Genomic DNA, 19,046 nt, shown 5'->3' with positions numbered 1-19,046 from the left:
CCCGCACGTGCTCGCAAGGCGCGCTGTCGCTCATACCAGCAGCGCTACGTGCGATGGCCCGCTCTCCCAGAAGGCCAGTTGCTGCAGCTGATCGAACAGCGCTGGCGGCAACACGCTGCGGCGTGGCACGTAGCTCACCCCACAACGTACCCGATGCAGCCCCGGACTCTGCAGCGCGGTATCGAACTGCGCCGACTCGGCCTGGACCCCGGCATAGTCGTGGGCGAAAAAGGGCAGCTGCAGGAACGCATAGATCTGTTCCATCGCCTGCGCCGGCCGCTGCGCCAGAGTCTCGTAGCGCACCAGCAGCAGGCGATCGGCATGGTCGCCGTAGAACGCCTGGCGCAGTCCATCGAGCGCATAGCCCACCACGCCGCGTGGTCCGGTCAGCAGGTCCGCGCGCATCGACACCGAGTCCTCCGGGTCGTAACCGAACAGCGCCGACAGGCGCAGCGGCTGGGCCTGCGCCAGCCGTTCGAAACTGTCCACGATCCAACCGACGTCACGCACGCAACACACGATGCGGCTGTGCGGGAACAGCGTCGCCAGCCCCGCCACGCGACTGCACCAGGCGCGGTTGGTGTCCAACACCGTGCGCACGCCCTGGCGATCCTGGTAGTAGGCGTCGAACACAGCGCGCATCAGGCGGACGCGCTGCGCATCGTCGATCTGGATATTGGAGGGATGTTCCTCGCTCATGCCCATCAGCATGGCCGCATAAAGCCGCGCCACCGGCGAGGTGACATCGGCGTGCACGTGCGGGTTCTGCCGCAGCAACGCCGCCAGCAACGACGAGCCCGCACGCGGCAACCCGGAGATGAAATGGTAATCCACGTCGCAGCGTTGTCCTGATCAGTCGGTTGCTTCGGGCTCGCGGCGGGAAGCCGGCGCGACGCGGGTAGTCAGCGTTGCATGGCGCAGGGCAAGCCCAGCGGACGCGTTGCGCAAACGCGCTGCGCTTTGCGAATGCCGCCGATCGGGTAGTGCGTTGGGCGACTTGCGCTGCGATCGCCATCACGCTCTTGGCAACCGCAGCACACCTGCTGGATGCGACCTTCGGTCGCGAGCACATGCCATCGTGCGCCAAGCCTGCAGGCACCTGGCAACCGTGGATGCTGGGGTGAAGGCTCACGACATCGTCGGCGCGCGCCGCGATGCCCAGCGACCACTCTCGTCTCACCGGCCACCGAAGACGTGGCCGATGCGGTCACGCGGCCGTCCCTTCGGGCGGCGTGACGCTGCACACGAAGGGCACAACCAGAGAGAACGTCGATAATGAACCTATCGAACCAAGCAAAAGCCAACGGCGCAGTCTCGCTGCGGCAGACAGCCGCATCCAAGGGCAGGATCGAGCCGCTGGACAAGAGTCTGTGGAAACATGTGGGCGGTGGCGACTACCCGCCGGCCGGCCCAAATCCGCGTCACGACCCGAAAAAACCGCCACATCCCCCGCTCAAGGGCTGATCGCAGCTCACGGCCAGCAGCAAGCAGGCGCTGCCGCCTCCGGAACGCCCCGTTGACAAGCCGCGGCCGATAACTTGAACCGGACACCTGGGCGAGGCGACTCGCCCAGTCATCATGGCGACGTGGCGCCAGCAAGGCGCTTCGCCAACCGGTGGGGGGCTGGCTATACTATCCAGGCAACACGGTGGGAGAAGCGGCACTGCCGCTGCCGAAGGCGCAACAGCCCGTAATCGCTCAGGCCCGATACCATCCGCAGTACAACTCTGGAGAGACCGGCCGATGCCGGCGCCGAAGGGGCACGGAACGCAGGCAGGCCAATGGCCAGGCCGCGTTTTTAAACTCTCAGGCAAAAGGACAGAGGGGCGCGAGGAAGACCGTCGCTGCGACGGGCCGTGGTGCGCGTGCGCGCCGGGCCGGTCGGGGGGGCGTGTCGACCATTCGTCTGCCCCCTGCCCCGGATGCCCGCCATGTCCCAGACCTCGTCTTCCCTGCGCGACCTCGAACACCACAGCGCGTTCGTCGAACGCCACATCGGCCCCAACGACGCAGAAATCGCGCAGATGCTGGACGTGGTCGGCCACGCCTCGCTGGATGCGCTGACCGACGCCATCGTGCCGGGCAACATCAAGTCGCCGGCTGCGCTGGCGCTGCCCGAGTCGATCACCGAAGAAGAAGCGCTGGCCAAGATTCGCGCCATCGCCAGCAAGAATCAGGTGCAGCGCACCTTTATCGGCCAGGGCTATTACGGCACCCACACACCCAAGGTCATTCTGCGCAACATCCTGGAAAACCCGGCCTGGTACACCGCGTACACGCCGTACCAGGCAGAGATTTCGCAGGGCCGCATGGAAGCGTTGATCAACTTCCAGACCCTGTGCGCGGATCTGACCGGCATGCAGATCGCCAACGCCTCGTTGCTGGACGAAGCCACCGCTGCGGCCGAAGCGATGACGCTGGCCAAGCGGTCGGCCAAATCCAAGTCCGACATCTTCTTCGTGCACGACGCGGTGCATCCGCAGACGCTGGAACTGCTGCGCACGCGCGCCGAGCCGCTGGGCATCGTGCTGCGCGTCGGCACCCCGGACGAAGCCTTGCAGGCCGAGTGCTTCGGCGTGCTGCTGCAATACCCGGACAGCTTTGGCCGGCTTCACTTCGACACGATCGGTGGCCACGCTGCGCTGGCCGATGCGGTGCATGCGCAGGGCGGCCTGGTGGCCGTGGCCACCGATCTGCTCGCCCTGACCCTGATCGCCGCGCCCGGCGAATGGGGCGCTGACATCGTGGTCGGCAACTCGCAGCGCTTTGGCGTGCCGTTCGGGTTTGGTGGCCCGCATGCGGCCTTCATGGCCTGCCGCGACGCGTACAAGCGCTCGATGCCGGGCCGCTTGATCGGCGTGTCGATCGATGCCGCCGGCAACCCCGCATATCGCTTGACCCTGCAGACGCGCGAGCAACACATCCGCCGCGAAAAGGCCACTTCCAACATCTGCACCGCGCAGGTGCTGCTGGCGGTGATGGCCTCGATGTACGCGGTCTACCACGGCCCCGATGGCCTGACCCGCATCGCCCGTCGCACCCATCGTCTGGCCGCGATCCTGGCTGCGGCGCTGCGTAGCGCTGGCGTGAGCGTCGGCGAGCAGTTCTTCGACACGCTGCACGTCAAGGCGATCGATGCCGATGCCATCCATGCACGTGCGCGTGCGGCCGGCATCAACCTGCGTGTGATCGACAGCGAAGCGGTGGGCATCAGCCTGGACGAAACCAGCACGCGCGCCGATGTGGTGGCGCTGGCGCAGTTGTTCGGTGCCCAGGCGGATATCGATGCGCTGGATGCCGTCACTGCCGATGCGTTGCCGCAAGGCCTGCTGCGCACCAGCGCGTTCATGACACACCCGGTATTCAACACCCATCACAGCGAACACGAACTGCTGCGCTACATGCGCTCGCTGGCCGACAAGGATCTGGCGATGGATCGCACCATGATCCCGCTGGGCAGCTGCACCATGAAGCTCAACGCCACCGCCGAAATGATCCCGGTGACCTGGCCGGAATTCGGCGCGATCCATCCGCTGGCGCCGGCAGAACAATCGGCCGGCTATGCGCAGCTGATCGAGGAACTCGAAGCGATGCTGGTCGAGTGCACCGGCTACGACGCGGTGAGCCTGCAGCCCAATTCCGGCGCGCAGGGCGAATACGCCGGCCTGCTGGCGATCCGCGCCTATCACCGTTCGCGTGGCGAGGCGCATCGCGACATCTGCCTGATTCCCGAATCGGCGCATGGCACCAACCCGGCCTCTGCACAGATGTGCGGCATGACGGTGGTGGTCACCAAGTGCGATGCCAACGGCAACGTCGATGTCGAAGACATCCGCGCCAAGGCGGAGAAGTATTCCGATCGTCTGGCCGCGCTGATGATCACCTACCCGTCCACGCACGGCGTGTTCGAAGAAGACGTGGTGGCGATCTGCGAAGCGGTGCATGCGCATGGCGGCCAGGTCTACACCGACGGCGCCAACATGAATGCCCTGGTCGGCGTGGCCAAGCCCGGCAAGTGGGGCTCGGATGTGTCGCACCTCAATCTGCACAAGACCTTCTGCATCCCGCACGGCGGCGGCGGCCCGGGCGTGGGCCCGTGTGCGGTCAAATCGCATCTGGCGCCGTTTTTGCCCAAGACGCTTCCTATTGCCAGCGTCCGTGCCGGCGAGAATCAAACAGCTGCCATCCATGGCAGCGGATCCAAGTTCGGCGAAGGCGATGTGGGCATGGTCAGCGCGGCCAGTTATGGCTCGGCCTCCATCCTGCCGATCAGCTGGATGTACGTGACCATGATGGGCGGTGGCGGGTTGCGCAAGGCCACGCAGGTGGCATTGCTCAACGCCAACTACATCGCCAAGCGGCTGGCACCGCATTACAAGACGCTGTACACCGGCCGTAATGGCCTGGTGGCGCACGAGTGCATCCTGGATGTGCGGCCGCTGGAAAAGACCAGCGGCATCGGCGCCGAAGACATCGCCAAGCGTTTGATCGACTTCGGCTTCCACGCGCCGACGTTGAGCTTCCCGGTCGCCGGTACCTTGATGGTGGAGCCGACCGAAAGCGAATCGCAGCACGAGCTGGACCGTTTCATCGACGCGATGATCCAGATCCGCGAAGAGATCAGCGCCATCGAAGACGGCCGCCTGGACCGCGACGACAACCCGCTCAAGCACGCCCCGCACACCGCCACGCAGGTGTCGGCCAGCGAGTGGACCCATGCCTACCCGCGTGAGCTGGCCGCCTTCCCGCTGCCCAGCCTCAAGCAGCAGAAGTACTGGCCGCCGGTGGCACGCGTGGACAACGTCTATGGCGACAAGAACGTGATGTGCGCCTGCATCCCGGTGGATGCGTACAAGGAAGATGCCGAGGTCTGAGCAACGTTGCAGACGCGGTCACCATCAAACCCGGCCGGTAAGACGGCCGGGTTTTTTTATTGCGTCCTGCGATGCGAGCCAGATGCACGAGAGGGGTGACATTGATGACGACCGAGTACCGGTTGCAGCACTGCCAGTGATCGCGCCGTATCGACATACCGGCAGCGACACCGACGCTACCGGAGCCGCTGCTGGAGCTACTAGCATTCATTGAACCTGCACTTGCAGAGCGTGTGGGTAAGCAATATCTCGCTTCGAAGCCATCGCCGATCGCAGCGACCGACGCATGCCGCGCACTTATTTCGCGCGTGTATTTGCCTCGCCTACACGTGTAATAGGCATGATGGCGAACGCCTCCCAACATGGCAGCCCCTTGCGCATGCTTGAACTGAAACATCTCGGCACCTTGCTGTTGGCAGCCACCCTGCTACTCGGCTGCGCGCCACGTCGTCCCGGTGAGGTTCCAGCCCTGGTGCATGCGCCCGATGCGCGCGGTGAGGTGGTACGCACCGATACCGGTGCGGTGCGCGGTGTGGCCAGCGCACACGGCAAGGCGTTTTTGGGCGTGCCGTTCGCCGCGCCGCCGGTGGGCGCGTTGCGCTTCCGTGCACCGCAACCGGCAGCGGCCTGGAAGGATGTTCGCGATGCAACACAGGCCGGGCCCGCCTGCCTGCCGCACTATCGCTTCGGGCAAAAGCAGGTCTCCGAAGACTGCCTCACGCTGAATATCTACGCACCGCCCGGCCCTGCGCCCGCCCACCCGCGCGCGGTCATGGTGTGGATCTACGGTGGAGCATTGGAGCTGGGCAGCAATGCCGACTACGACCTGAGCGCGTTGGCGGCGCGGCAGAATGTGATCGTGGTGGCACCCAACTATCGGCTGGGCGCCTTCGGATTCTTCGCGCACCCGAGTCTGCGTGGCCAAGGCGAAGGCGCGTATGCACTACTGGATCAACAGGCCGCATTGCGCTGGGTGCAACGCAATATCGCCGCCTTCGGGGGCGATGCGCATAACGTCACCGTGTTCGGTGAATCCGCCGGCGCGTGGAGCATCTGTTACCAGCTCGCATCGCCAGGCGCGCGCGGCCTGTTTCAGCGCGCGATTCTGCAGAGCGGTAGCTGTCTTGCATCCGATTCGAGCGTGACGCGCGCCGAGGCCGAGCGCGGCGGTACGCGCATGGCGCAGACGCTTGGCTGCGGGCGGGCAAGCGATGTAGCCGCGTGCCTGCGCACACTGCCTGCCGAGGCGTTGGCCGATGCAACACCGCAGCGCCGCGGCTTGACCGGCAGCGATGCCTGGGCGCCGATGGCCGGCGGCGATGTGCTGCCGGTAATGCCTGCCGAAGCGATTGCCAACGCGCAGCATGCGCAGGTCCCGGTCCTGATCGGCAGCAACCGCGATGAAGGACGCCTGTTCGCCCAACTGCTGTCCTACATCGGCAAGCTCACGCTGCGCAGCGGTTATGAAGCGCGCATCCAGCGCATGTATGCGGCACCGGCACCGATCATGGCGCACTACGCAGATGTCGCGGCGCAGTCACGCTGGGAAGCGTTTGCCGACATCGTCACCGACGGCGGCCTCGCCTGCCCCACGCGCCGGCTTGGGCAGGCGTTGCGCACGCATGCTGCGGTGTATGCCTATGAGTTCGACGACCCGCAGGCGCCGTACGGCCTGTGGCGCTTGCCGTTCTCGCGCCCCTTGGGCGCATATCACGCCTCAGAATTGGTATATCTGTTTCAGCGCCCCTGGGTGCTCAGTGGCGACCCGCAGTTCAGTGCCGCGCAACAGGCGTTTTCCAACACCTTGCAGGATTATTGGGGCGCGTTCGCCCGCACTGGCGATCCCAATGGCGGTGGGCGACCACAGTGGCCGCGCTTCGATGGCGACACACCATTGACGGTGTCGCCACACAGGATCGGTGCCACACCCGACTTCGTACAGCGGCACCGCTGCGCGTTCTGGGATGCACATGCGCATGCGCAGGCCGCTGCAGCTCTGCTGCCTGCGCGTTCGCAACAGCATCAGCCGGGCCTCACACGCGATGGTCAACGATGAGCGTGTCCTAGCTGCAGCGAAGCGAGCCGATGAAGCAGAGGCGACGTGCCACACGTACCGGCTTCGCTCAGTGACACGCAATCAACGTTACGGGAGTGCTCCATGTCCACATCCACGTCATCCCCCTGCTCCGAGGTGCTGCTGCGCACCGGGCGTCGCGTCGCAGCGCTTGGCCTGGGCTCCTGGAACCTGGGCCAGGGCCGGCATCCATCGCCGCAGGAGATCGAGGCGTTGCAGACCGGTCAGCAGCTGGGCATGCGGCTGATCGACACCGCCGAGATGTACGGCAACGGCCGTTCCGAACAGTTGATTGGCCAGGCCATCGACAGCGCACAGCCACCGTACCTGGTGTCCAAGGTGTTGCCGAGCAATGCGAGCGCGCGCGGCATTGCGCGTGCCTGCGAAGCCAGCCTGCAGCGGCTTGGCGTGCGCACCCTGGATCTGTATCTGCTGCATTGGCGCGGCGGGAGCGATCTTGCCGAAGTGGTCGCTGCGTTCGAAGCCTTGCGCGACGCCGGCAAGATCCGCGACTGGGGCGTGTCGAATTTCGATGTGGACGACATGCAGGACCTGTGGCGCATCGATGGCGGGCAGCGCTGCCTGGTCAATCAGGTGCTGTATCACGCCGGCAGCCGCGGTATCGAATTCGATCTGCTGCCGTGGTGCGCCGCCCATGAAGTGACGGTGATGGCGTACTCGCCACTGGGCAGCCGCGCATTGCTCGATCACCCGGTATTGCATGCCATCGGTGCACGGCATGGCGTGGCAGCCACGGCAGTCGCATTGGCGTGGGCGATCCGCAGCGGCCGGGTGATCGCCATCCCCGAATCGGGTACGCCCGCACACGTGCGTGAAAACGCTGCGGCGTGCACGTTGCAGCTGGATGCGCAGGACCTTGCCGCACTGGATCGCGCGTTCCCGCCGCCAACGCGCAGACAGCCGCTGGATCTGCTGTAGTTCCGACACCACACGCAAGCACATGCATATTGCGCATGCGGCGGTGTTCGCATCATGCGTGTGGTTGAGTTGGCATTGCACAGCGCGCGGTAGCGCACGCTTTGCGTTGCGCGACCCAAGCGTGTGAGTGTTTGTTCGCATGTAGACACACCCATTTAACAGCGCCACTCCCAGGCTCGGTTGGATCGCTAGCACCCCAGCCCGCCAACGTGGAGTCCCCCATGGCCAAGTCCCCAAGTAAAGCCGCACAGGTTCCTTCTGTCGGCAGTTCCGCCAGCGCGCAGGAACTGCGCGGCACTGGTGACGAACTGCATCAGAAAGCCGGCGGCTCGCATCCGCAACTGACCACCAACCAGGGCATCCCGGTTGGCGATAACCAGAACTCGCTACGCGCCACGCCGCGCGGGCCGACGTTGCTGGAAGACTTCATCCTGCGCGAGAAGATCACCCACTTCGATCACGAGCGCATCCCCGAGCGCATCGTGCATGCACGCGGCAGCGCCGCGCATGGCTACTTCGAGTTGACCAAATCCCTGAGTCGGTACACCACCGCCAAGCTCTTCACCGAAGTGGGCGAAAAGACGCCGTTGTTTACGCGCTTTTCCACGGTTGCAGGCGGTGCCGGCTCGGTAGACACGCCGCGCGATGTGCGCGGGTTTGCGGTGAAGTTCTACACCAAGGAAGGCAACTGGGATCTGGTGGGCAACAACATCCCGGTGTTCTTCATCCAGGACGCGATGAAGTTCCCGGACCTGATCCATGCGGTGAAGATGGAGCCGGACCGCGGCTTTCCACAGGCTGCCAGCGCGCATGACACGTTCTGGGATTTCATCTCGCTCACTCCCGAATCGATGCACATGATCATGTGGGCGATGAGCGACCGCACCATCCCACGCTCGCTGCGCATGATCGAAGGCTTCGGCATTCACAGCTTCCGCTTCCTCAACGCTGCCGGCGACAGCACCTTCGTCAAGTTCCATTGGCGCCCGAAGCTTGGCCTGCAATCGACCATCTGGGACGAGGCAGTGAAGCTGGCCGGTGCCGACCCGGATTTCCAGCGGCGCGATCTGTTCGAGTCGATTCAAAACGGCGACTTCCCCGAGTGGGAGCTTGGCGTGCAGCTGTTTACCGAAGCGGAGGCCGAGGCGTTTCCGTTCGACCATCTGGATTCGACCAAGGTCATTCCGGAAGAACTGGTACCGCTGCAGATCGTCGGCCGCATGGTGCTGGACCGCTGGCCAGACAACTTCTTTGCCGAAACCGAACAGGTGGCGTATTGCCCAGCCAACATCGTTCCCGGCATCGATTTCAGCAACGACCCGCTACTGCAAGGACGCCTGTTCTCGTATCTGGATACGCAGCTGAGCCGTCTGGGCGGGCCGAATTTCCATCAGATTCCGATCAACGCACCCAAATGCCCGTTCGCCAACAATCAGCGCGACGGGCATATGCAGATGGGTGTGCCGAAGGGCCGCGTCGCCTACGAACCCAGCTCGCTGCAGGCCGACGCGCCGCGCGAAGCGCCGCGTGGATTCCCCAGCCATGCAACGCCTGCCGAAGATGGCGCAAAGAGCCGCGTGCGCGCAGAGAGTTTTGCCGATCATTACAGCCAGGCACGCTTGTTCTACCGCAGCCAGAGCGCACCGGAACAGGCGCATCTGGCCTCGGCGCTGGTGTTTGAACTGTCCAAGGTCGACACCGCGCACGTGCGCGAGGCCATCGTGGGTCATCTGCGTCATGTCGACCCGGCACTGGCGCAGCGCGTGGCCGACGGCATGGGCATGACCAAGCTGCCGCCTGCACCTCCGGCAGCGGTTGCGCCAACCGACATGCCGTTGTCGCCCGCGCTGCAATTGATCGGCAAGATGAAGGACACCTTGCAGGGCCGCACGGTGGGCATTCTGATCCATGACGGTTCGGATGCCGCAGCGATCAAGGCCGTGCGCAAGGCCGCCGCAGCAGCCGGCGCCACAGTAAAAATCGTCGCGCCCAAACGCGGCGGCGCCAAGCTCAGCGATGGCAAGCAGTTGGCCGCCGACGGCCAGTTGGCGGGCACGCCGTCGATCGTGTTCGATGCCGTGGCCGTGCTGCTGTCGTCGGAAGCGGCGAAGTTGCTGACCAACGAATCGGCGGCATTGGACTTCGTCAGCAATGCCTGGGCGCATCTGAAGGCGATTGCCTTCGACGACGGCGCGCAACTGCTGCTCAAGGCAGGCAATGTCGGCAAGGATCCAGGCATTGTCCCCGCGGCCGACACCAAGGCCTTCATCGCAGCAGCAAAAACCCGCCAGTGGGCACGCGAGCCGAAGGTGCGCCTGTTGGCGTAAGCGCATCCGCACAGCCTGCGCAGGCTTGGGCACGAGCGACGTTTGCGTCGTTTCGCGCCCACGTCGCTTCTGCACGCAGCAATTCTTCCCCAGCAGTAAACCAACGTCTCCGACAGGACAGCCAGCTTTTCAGTCAGCCGCCCACCAACGTGGTGGCGCAGTGCCCTGGTCGCTTGCAGGTCTTGCCGCCAGGGAGCCTGCAGGAACGGATGCATGGCATGTCCCGCAAGCGGTGAGAGCACCGTGCGCTCGACTCACTGAGAGCGTTGGCTTAGGTCCCTGATTGCACCCAAGCGCTGCATGGTTTGAAGTCTCGATTGGGTCGGGCGTGTTGCCCTGGGTCCTAGACACTGCGGATAGATCAGGCACGACGCGGCCGATCTGCGGCCTGGTTGCAAGGCCCTTGCCCGCCCACCACCGCGGGACACGCCGTGAATCCATCCCTGGAGGCTCTTATGCGGCATCCATGCCGCATAAGGTCCCGCAATGGTGAGCGGGCAAGGACCCGTCGAGATGGTCGGTGTGCATGGTCAGGAGAAGATCATGACGCGCGCTGTTCGGATAATGGAGCAGCCGATAACCATCTCCCCTCGCAAGCCGACCAGCAGGCGGGCTTTCAACAAAGCCACCTGCAAACTTCCTGGTGCGGTGCCCTCGCCGGTTGCCGGACCCTTGGCGGCATGAATGCCGCCAAGGAGCCTCCACGGACGGATTCACGGCGTGTCCCGCAAGCGGTAAGGGCACCGCGCGCTCGACTTACAGGGCTGTTACCCGTCTCCACTCAACGACGCCGGAATTCGAGCTCGATGGACTCACGCAGTTCCCCGCAAGCGGCAAGACACGCGGGTATTCGACCAACTCCGCTGTTGAGCAGTCGTTTTGTCAGATGCGCTAAGACGGTTCGGCAGAAAACGGCGTCGTGCTCGCCAGCGCGCGGTACTCGCGCGGCGTCATACCCACCGCTTGCTTGAACTGTCGCGCAAATGCGCTCTGATCGCTGAAGCCGCAGGCATGGCCGATTTCGGTCAAGCTCTTTTTTCCGTGCAGCAAATGCATGGCCATCTGCAAACGCAACTTGGCCAGCACCTGCTGCGGGGTGAGCTGGAACACCTTGCGGAACGAGCGTTGCAGCTTGGACATCGAAAACCCGGTGATCTCCACCAATGCCTGCATGCGCACGTTCTGCGCGTAATTGGCGTTGAGATACGCCAGCGCAAGCCGGAGTTTTTCGTACTGCGATTCGTGCCCGTCCTGCGGGCCGAGATCGCGCGAGATGCCGATGATGCCTTGCACCTTGCCGTCGACCAGCAGCGGACGTTTGCAGGTAAGGCACCAGCCCGGCTCGCGGTTGGCGAACAGGTGCAGTTCCAGCAGGTTGTCGATCACCTCACCGGCCAGCACCTGCTCGTCCTGATTGGCGTAGTTGGTGCCGAGACCGCTCGGGTAGACCTCGGCGACACGCTTGCCGATCAGTTCCTTGCGCGACTTCAGGCCCAGGCGCCGCAACATGGTCTGGTTGACGTGGGTGTAGCGACCCTCGCGGTCCTTGACGAAAAACAGCACGTCCGGCACAGCATCGAACAACGCTTCCAGATCGGCAGGATCGATGCTCTTCATGCGAGAGAATTCATGCAGTGCGAGGGACTCGGGGCCAGGAGAAGCGCAGCGGTGTAGCGACGCACCAGCGTCTGCACACACCACCGGTGCGCAACGTCATGATACGCCGCGCCTGTCGCTTGGCTTGCAGGCGCTCAGCGCGGCTGTTCGGCCAAGGTGCCTGTGACTGCAGCAGCCGAGGCGTCCTTCGGGGCATCGATGGACGCGCTGGTGGCGCCCATGCGATCGGCCGGCGTGCGCCGCGCCGCCCAGGTATGCACCACTGCCGCACCCGATTGCGACCCCACCTGCACGCGCAGACGCGCGCCGGCCGTGGACGCGACAAATTCGATTTCGCAATCGCCCGCGGCCATGCAGCTGTCCGCTGCCAGCGGGTCGACCGGCTGCCAGCCCTGCTCGGCGATCGCCCGCGAAAACGCACGGTAGCTCATGCCAGGCTTGAGGCTCGCCGGCAACGGCACCAGCAGCTCGCTGTTGGCGGCCTCTGTCGCGTTGGCAGCGACGGGCGCAGCTGCCACCGGCGCGCGTGCAGGCACCGCCGCCGCAGGCCGCGGTGCGGCACTCCAGGCAGGGCTGAAAATCAGGGCAAGCCCCAGGACGGCAGGGCGGACGAATGTGCGCATGCGAAAGATCCTTGCGATCCTGGCAGGGATTGGAAAAGTTAAAGAAGCGCTATTTTGACACGCCGACAGGACGCCAGGGCGATGGTGCCGGCGCCCGATCAGCCGCCATTTCATCGCCGGTTATCCAACGGCAGATCACAAGCACGCTGGACTGAGGGCTTATCGGCCGCACACCGGTTTGCTTGAGCGAGCGCTGCAGCAACCGCCATTTCCAGCTGTCTAACAGCGGCTAATACAACGGAGCGCGCAGCCTTCAGGTGGGTGTGGACGGCGCGCAGGAACCGGAGCGGACGAGCGGGACATGCCGCACCGAGCACCTAGCACCGGCCGCGTCGGCCTGGTGGTGAGCACGGTCGCTTTATTGGCTGATCTAACTCGACACGACGCATTTCCGGACGATACGCAGTTGCCCAATCGTCGATCGCCAGCAGCATCCGCCTGCTGCAGGTCGATGCTCGCGACACAAAAAAACCGGCACGCCGCGGCAAGGCGGCATGCCGGTTTTTTTAAAGCATTACTGGCCGATATGCTGCTTCAACCAGCCGTTGACCGTGTCGTGCCACAGGATGCTGTTGTCCGGCTTGAGTACCCAATGGTTCTCGTCCGGGAAGTACAGGAACTTGGAATCGATGCCCTTGCGCTGCAGCGCGGTGAACGCAGCCAGGCCTTGTTCGACCGGGATGCGGAAGTCCTGCTGGCCATGGATCACCAGCATCGGCACCTTCCACTTGTCCACGTGAAGCACCGGATTGAACTTCTCGTAGCCAGCCGGGTTCTGCCAGGGCGTGCCGCCGTTTTCCCACTCGGAAAACCACAACTCTTCAGTGGCGTAGCCCATGGTGCGGTTGTCGAATACCCCGTCGTGATCGACCAGGCATTTCCACGGCTGATGCCAGTTGCCTGCCATCCAATAGACCATGTAGCCGCCATAGCTGGCACCTAGCGCACAGGCCTTGTCGCCGTTGAGGAAGCCGTACTGCTTCTGCGCGGCAGCCCAGCCTTTTTGCAAGTCTTCCAGCGGGCGGTCGCCCCAGTGCTGGCTGATCGCATCGGTAAATTCCTGGCCGTAACCGGTGGAGCCGTGGAAGTCGATCATCACCACCGCATAGCCCTGGCCGGCGTAGGTCTGCGGGTTCCAGCGGTTGCTCCAGCCATTGCCGAAGCTGCCCTGCGGCCCGCCGTGGATCAGGAACGCCACCGGGTAGGTCTTGCCCTCCTGGTAGTTGTACGGCTTGACCACGTAGCCGTACACGGTGTCGTTGTTCCAGCCCTTGAACTGGAACTGCTCGTAGTCGCCGAACTGCACGTCGGGCAATTGCTCGCCAGCGGTCTGGGTGATGGCACGCAGGTTCTGGCCCTGCACATCGCTGACGAAGATCTGGTCGCCGCTCTTGAGCGAGTTGCGGGTAAACGCCAGCGTGTTGCCAGCCAGCGTCGGTGCATGCACGCTGCCCTCGCCCACCAGCTTGGTCGCGTCGCCGCTGGCGATGTCGATCTTGAACAGCGGGTGTTCGCCCAGGTCGTCGGCACTGGTATAGATGCTGCTGCCGTTATCGCCCAGCACGATTTCGCCGGCCGAGCGATCCCACTTCGGCGCGATCTCGCGCGTCTTGCCGCTGGCCACGTCCATCGCCATCAGGCCGAAGCGGTCGGCCTCGAAGCCGGGGCGTTTCATCGCGCGGTAGTACAGGGTTTTGCCATCGGCACTGAATACCGGGCCGGCATCCCAGGCCGGGTTGGCGGCGGTCAGATTGACCGGCGCAGACTTGCCGGCCGCATCCAGGCGATACAGGTCGAAGTTGGTCTGCCACGGCTCGTCGTTGCCGGTCGGCTTGGTGGCGGCCTTGGCGTTCTTACCGGCCTCTGGGCCATGCGGTTGCGGGATGCGCACGCTGGCGACCACACTGGCACCGTCTGGCGACCAGGTGTAATCGTCGTTGCCGCCGAACGGCTTGGATGGCGCATCGCCGGCCAGCGTGGCACTGATCGCCGAGGCGCCGACCACCGGTTTGGCGCCGGTTGCGGGCAGCTCGGAGACGAACAAGGTGTTGCGACGGCCATCGTTCCAGGTGTCCCAATGGCGCACGAACAGCTGGTCGTACACCACGCCGCTGGCCTTGGCATTCTTCACGCTGGCGAGCTTTTTCTTGGTGCAGTCCAGGTCCGACCCGCAGTCCTGAAACACGCCCGCACTGAAGGCGATGCGCTTGCCGTCTGGGGAAAGCTTGTAGCTGTCCACGTCCACCGCAAACGCGGTGAGTTGCTGCGGGGTGCCGCCAGCCAGCGGCTGTGCGTACAGCTGCTGGCTGCCGGATTTGCTGCTGAGGAAGTACACCGTCTTGCCATCGGGCGACAGCGCCGGGCTGTTGACGTTCCAGCCTTCCGGGGTGAGCCGCTTGGGCAGCGACAAATCGCGGGTACGCAGGTTGCGCATCCACAGGCCGGTGGCCGGCTTGCCGTTGGCGGTCTTGGCCTGGCGCTTGGCGAACACCACCACGCCGCCATCGGGGCTGAGCGTGGGCGAGGACACCCGATCCAGCGCGACCATGTCGCGCACATCGAAACCGCGCGCGGCGGCAAGGGTTGGCAAGGCGGCCAACAGACACAGGGGCAGCACGGCGTGACGCAGCTTCATCGAGAGTTCCTGCAACGGCAAAACGTCGATGGTAGGCGTTGCTGCGGCGCACGCGCAAAGACTTGCGCTTGCGTCTGCCTGCGCAACCCCGTGGGCGTCGCCTCGTGGATGGAATGGCGCGCATCAGCGCGGCGATCAGAAGGACCTAAGGCGCGTGCTGTCGAACGCGGATAGCCGGCGCGCTTGGCGGCATGGTTGACGCGGGCAGGAAGCCCGATCAAGCCGCCCAAGCCCGCTTGACACGTGCGCGCTGCGTTGGACAGCTGATTGCAGCAGTCTGCGCACGGGCCGCGGCTACGCCGAGCAAGGCCTCCATGCGGCAACTGCAGCTCAGCGTTGCTCAAGCATCAGCAGCGCCTGGTTTGATGCGGACTGACGTTGCCAGGCGCCAGTCGACCTGGCGCCTGGCAACCTTGACCATTCGCTACAACGCGGGGTGTGCATGTACGACAGCACACCCTGCCCTGGCTCACCACACGACTCAGAAGCGGTGCGCCATGCCCACATACACCTGCGCATCCGGGGTACGGTCGTTGAGCCCGAAGTTGGCGCCCACGTCCAGTTGCAACAGCGGGTTGATCAGATACGCAGCCGCGATATCGGCCGAATACTGCTCGATGGTTTCGGCCGGGTCGCGATTGATCGAAGACCACACTTCCACTGCCATCGACAACTTCGGCGTCAGCGGGCGTGCCAGGTTGATCGCATTGACGATGGCGACATGCTTGCCGCTGCCATCGCTGTCGGCCAGCCAGTCGACTTCCGGGCCGAAGGTCAACGAGAAGCTGTTGGGCAAGGCGAAGTTGATCGGCAACGCGACACCGCCTTCCCATTCGTCGTTGCCCAGACCGGTGCGCGCGGTCGGCGCCTTGACGAACGGCAGCACCGCGACGGTGGCGGTGTCGCTTTCGTAGAACCGCGCCTTAATGCGTAGATAGATGTCGCCACCGCCGCTCAGGCTGCTGCGTGCGCCAGTAGCGCGATCGGTGGTCTTGACCTGCAGCTGCGGCGCCCAGTTGAGCTGCAGATCGATGCGGTCGCTGACGCCGTATTTGAGCGTGGGATTGGTGAACACCGAGGTTTCGATGCGTGTGCCGGGCTGGCTGTCGCGGGTGTAGCTGCCGATGTCGGTTTCCAGCTGCCAGGCGCCGGTCGGCACGGTACAGGTGGAATTGGCCTTGGTCGGCCGATCGGTGCACAGCGCCGCTTCGGTGGCGTCTTGCGCTTGCGCTTGCGTGGCCAGGCCGCACAGCGCACCGGCCATGGCGATGGCCAGCAGAGGGGTGCGCGGTGCGCGGGATGAGGAACGGGGACTAACAGTCAGCATTGCAGGAACTCCATGGCAGAGCGCTGGATCGATGACACGACAAGCCAGCAGTGAGTGGGTGGGAGTGCGCGTGGAGAGGTGGATCGACTGCATGACGCTGGAATATCGGCGTCTGGTCGATCCTATCGAACTGTCGAGCTCGCCAGACAAAAAGCGACCGCAACCGCACCTTGGAAGCGGCGCAATGTGATTGGGCTAACGTTTTTGGTAGCAGCAGCGGCGGCGCGATGGCCTATGGCGCGCAGATCAGCGGGGTCGATCGAGGCATGCGGCAGCCGTAACGCATCATCCGTGCGGGAGACGGCACGATACGCAGCGGCGGCATAAAGGCGCTATGCATGAGCGCCGGACCTGGCATAAAGCCGGCGCAAAGACGGGCTGCAGACGAGGAAGTGCCGTCACGGACGATCGACGAGGTCTGCAGCGGCGATGCGTGGGAATGGTGCAGATGGCGCGCTGCAGGCAGGTCGCCTTGCGCGCCTGCCAGAACGGCGCATGCATCGCATGCGCCGTGTCTGTCGCAGGCTCAGGCCGCCTGTTCGCCGCGCTTGCCGACGCGATACAGCAGCCAGCCGACCACGGCGAGGATGGCCAGACCAACCCACTGATTGAGCTGCAAGGCAGCCGGCAGTGCCAGCACATCGGCGCGGCTGGACAGCACGATCGGCACCGCGATGGCGATACCCATCAGCGCCTCGCCGGTGATCAGCCCGGCGGCAAACAGCACGCCCGGACGATGCACCCGGTCGCGGCCGTCTTCGTCGTCGGCGCGGATGTTGTGGAAGCGCTCGACCAGATGCGCGATCAGCCCACCGATGAAGATCGGCACCATCAGCTCCAGCGGCAGGTAGATACCGATCGCCGCGGCCAGCACCGGCACGCGGAAGCGCTTGCCGGTCGCCTTCAACCATTCGTCCAATGCGATGATCGCCGCGCCCACCACCGCTCCAATGGCGATCATGGTCCACGGCAACTGGCCGCCGAACAGGCCCTTGGCCACCGAGGCCATCAAGGTGGCCTGCGGCGCGCCCAACGCGTTGGGATGCTGTGGGGTGGCCGGGCCGATGCCGTAGGCCTGCGCCAGCAGGTTCAACACCGGCGCCATGATCAACGCACACGAAAACGCACCGATGCCGAGCATCAGCTGCTGCTTCCACGGCGTGGCGCCGACCAGATAACCGGCCTTGAGATCCTGCAGGTTGTCGCCGCCCACCGCCGCCGCGCAGCACACCACCGCACCGATCATGATCGCCGCCACCGCGCCCAGCGGTGCGGCGCCGATGCCCACCGGCACCAGCCCGTCCTTACCCAGCAGCAGCACCAGCACCGCCGAGGCGAACAGGATGGTGGAGATGGTGATGCCCGACACCGGGTTGTTGGACGAGCCGATCAAACCGGCCAGATATCCGGACACCGAGACGAACAAAAAGCCGGCCACGATCATGATGATGGTCATCGGGATCGACACATGCCACTGCTGCACGATGGCCTGATACAGGCCAAGCAGCGGCAAGGTGCACAGCACCAGCGCCACCAGCATCCACTTCATCGGCAGATCGCGCTCGGTCTCGGCGACTACGCCGCCCCCGCTCTTGCGCGCGGCGGCAAAGCCGCTCTTGACGCCGGAAAACAGCGATTTACGCAGCGAGAACAAGGTCCACACGCCGCCGATCAGCATCGCACCGACGCCCAGGTAGCGGATCTTCGCGCCCCAGATGCCGAAGGCCGCATCGGCCGCCGGCGCACCGACCAGGCTCTGTGCCAGCGCCGGGTCCGAACCCATGAAGAACTGCTGATACAGCGGGATGGCGATGTGCCAGGACAGGATGGAACCGGACAACACCACGATGCCGACGTTCAAGCCGACGATGTAGCCCACACCCAGCAATGCCGGCGACAGGTTGGTGCCCAAATACCCCACCAGGCGGCTGCTGCCCAGGTAGGTGGCCTGCGCCCAGGTGTCCGGGATCACCCGCAAGCCGCTGGCGGCAGCGAGTTTGACCAGCGCGCCGATGGCACCGGAGGCGGCCAGGATCTTCAGGCCCGGGCCGGGGTTTTCGCCGGCCTTGAGCACTTCGGCCGCGGCTTTGCCTTCGGGGAACGGTAGCGGGTCTTCGACGATCATCGAGCGCCGCAGCGGCACCGAGAACAGCACGCCCAGCAAGCCGCCCATGCCGGCGATGCCCAGCACCCACCAGTACTTGAAGTCCGGCCAGTAGCCCATGATCACCAGCGCGGGGATGGTGAAGATCACCCCGGCGGCGATCGACGAACCGGCCGAAGCACCGGTCTGGACGATGTTGTTCTCCAGAATGGTGCCGCCGCCAAGCAGGCGCAGCACGCCCATCGACACCACCGCTGCCGGGATGGCCGTGGCGATGGTCAAACCGGCAAACAGGCCGAGGTAGGCGTTGGCGGCCGACAGCACCACCGCCAGCACGATGGCCAGCACGACGGCGCGGAAGGTGAGCTGGCGCGGTTGCGCGTCATGGCGCATTGGGCATTCCCCTGTGGGCAAAAAATCCGCACCACGCTAGCGCCTGCGCCGATGCGAGTCCAGCTGCGACGCGGCGTGACAGTGTGCCTGCTTGTGGCGGGTGGGCTGCCGCCAAGCACACTGACGCGGTGAT

11 protein-coding genes, 1 other RNA gene and 1 riboswitch are annotated in these 19,046 nt (G+C 64.9%); of the genes, 5 read left to right on the top strand and 7 right to left on the bottom strand.

Annotated elements, in window-relative coordinates; all coding sequences use genetic code 11:
• Nucleotides 1-30: 30 nt before the first annotated feature.
• Complete coding sequence (gene raxST, locus ACCQ06_RS06760) at nt 31-834, bottom strand: RiPP modification sulfotransferase RaxST (RefSeq protein ID WP_316691432.1); 804 nt, start codon at nt 832-834, stop codon at nt 31-33.
• 441 nt (nt 835-1,275) lie between these two features.
• On the opposite strand from raxST, the gene raxX reads away from it, so the two are divergent.
• The 5 genes from raxX (at nt 1,276) to ACCQ06_RS06735 (ending at nt 10,214) form a co-directional block, all read left to right on the top strand.
• Complete coding sequence (gene raxX, locus ACCQ06_RS06755; RefSeq protein ID WP_316691430.1) at nt 1,276-1,464, top strand: RaxX family RiPP; 189 nt, start codon at nt 1,276-1,278, stop codon at nt 1,462-1,464.
• Between the two features lie 253 nt (nt 1,465-1,717).
• A riboswitch (glycine riboswitch) is annotated at nt 1,718-1,832 on the top strand.
• Nucleotides 1,833-1,922: 90 nt separating this feature from the next.
• Nucleotides 1,923-4,874 carry an aminomethyl-transferring glycine dehydrogenase gene (gene gcvP, locus ACCQ06_RS06750; RefSeq protein ID WP_316691428.1) on the top strand — a complete coding sequence of 984 codons (2,952 nt, stop codon included), beginning with the start codon at nt 1,923-1,925 and terminating at the stop codon, nt 4,872-4,874.
• 379 nt (nt 4,875-5,253) lie between these two features.
• On the top strand, nt 5,254-6,930 hold the full coding sequence (locus tag ACCQ06_RS06745) for a carboxylesterase/lipase family protein (RefSeq protein ID WP_316691426.1): 1,677 nt from the start codon (nt 5,254-5,256) through the stop codon (nt 6,928-6,930).
• A 102-nt stretch (nt 6,931-7,032) separates the two neighbouring features.
• Nucleotides 7,033-7,887 (top strand): aldo/keto reductase, encoded by an 855-nt coding sequence (locus tag ACCQ06_RS06740; protein ID WP_228322765.1) that lies wholly within the window; start codon nt 7,033-7,035, stop codon nt 7,885-7,887.
• 221 nt (nt 7,888-8,108) lie between these two features.
• Complete coding sequence (locus ACCQ06_RS06735; RefSeq protein WP_316691424.1) at nt 8,109-10,214, top strand: catalase; 2,106 nt, start codon at nt 8,109-8,111, stop codon at nt 10,212-10,214.
• An 891-nt stretch (nt 10,215-11,105) separates the two neighbouring features.
• On the opposite strand, the gene ACCQ06_RS06730 is transcribed toward ACCQ06_RS06735, so the two are convergent.
• The 6 genes from ACCQ06_RS06730 to ACCQ06_RS06705 form a co-directional block, all read right to left on the bottom strand.
• The gene (locus ACCQ06_RS06730) at nt 11,106-11,831 is read right to left on the bottom strand and encodes an AraC family transcriptional regulator (RefSeq protein WP_228322767.1); all 726 of its coding nucleotides are present in this window, start codon (nt 11,829-11,831) and stop codon (nt 11,106-11,108) included.
• Nucleotides 11,832-11,965: 134 nt separating this feature from the next.
• Nucleotides 11,966-12,454 (bottom strand): hypothetical protein, encoded by a 489-nt coding sequence (locus ACCQ06_RS06725; protein WP_228322768.1) that lies wholly within the window; start codon nt 12,452-12,454, stop codon nt 11,966-11,968.
• A gap of 227 nt (nt 12,455-12,681) precedes the next feature.
• Nucleotides 12,682-12,757: non-coding RNA, sX9 sRNA (locus ACCQ06_RS06720), on the bottom strand.
• A 211-nt stretch (nt 12,758-12,968) separates the two neighbouring features.
• On the bottom strand, nt 12,969-15,089 hold the full coding sequence (locus ACCQ06_RS06715) for a S9 family peptidase (protein WP_316691423.1): 2,121 nt from the start codon (nt 15,087-15,089) through the stop codon (nt 12,969-12,971).
• Between the two features lie 481 nt (nt 15,090-15,570).
• Entirely contained in the window at nt 15,571-16,416 is an 846-nt protein-coding gene (locus tag ACCQ06_RS06710; protein ID WP_316691421.1) for a transporter, read from the bottom strand.
• A 526-nt stretch (nt 16,417-16,942) separates the two neighbouring features.
• The gene (locus ACCQ06_RS06705; protein ID WP_316691419.1) at nt 16,943-18,913 is read right to left on the bottom strand and encodes an OPT family oligopeptide transporter; all 1,971 of its coding nucleotides are present in this window, start codon (nt 18,911-18,913) and stop codon (nt 16,943-16,945) included.
• Nucleotides 18,914-19,046: the final 133 nt, after the last annotated feature.

Origin of the sequence: Xanthomonas sp. NCPPB 4467, from assembly GCF_041475665.2 — a bacterium.
Lineage (GTDB): Bacteria > Pseudomonadota > Gammaproteobacteria > Xanthomonadales > Xanthomonadaceae > Xanthomonas > Xanthomonas dyei.
The sequence above is the reverse complement of the archived record's forward strand: the minus strand, read 5'-3'. Positions and strand labels throughout refer to the sequence as shown.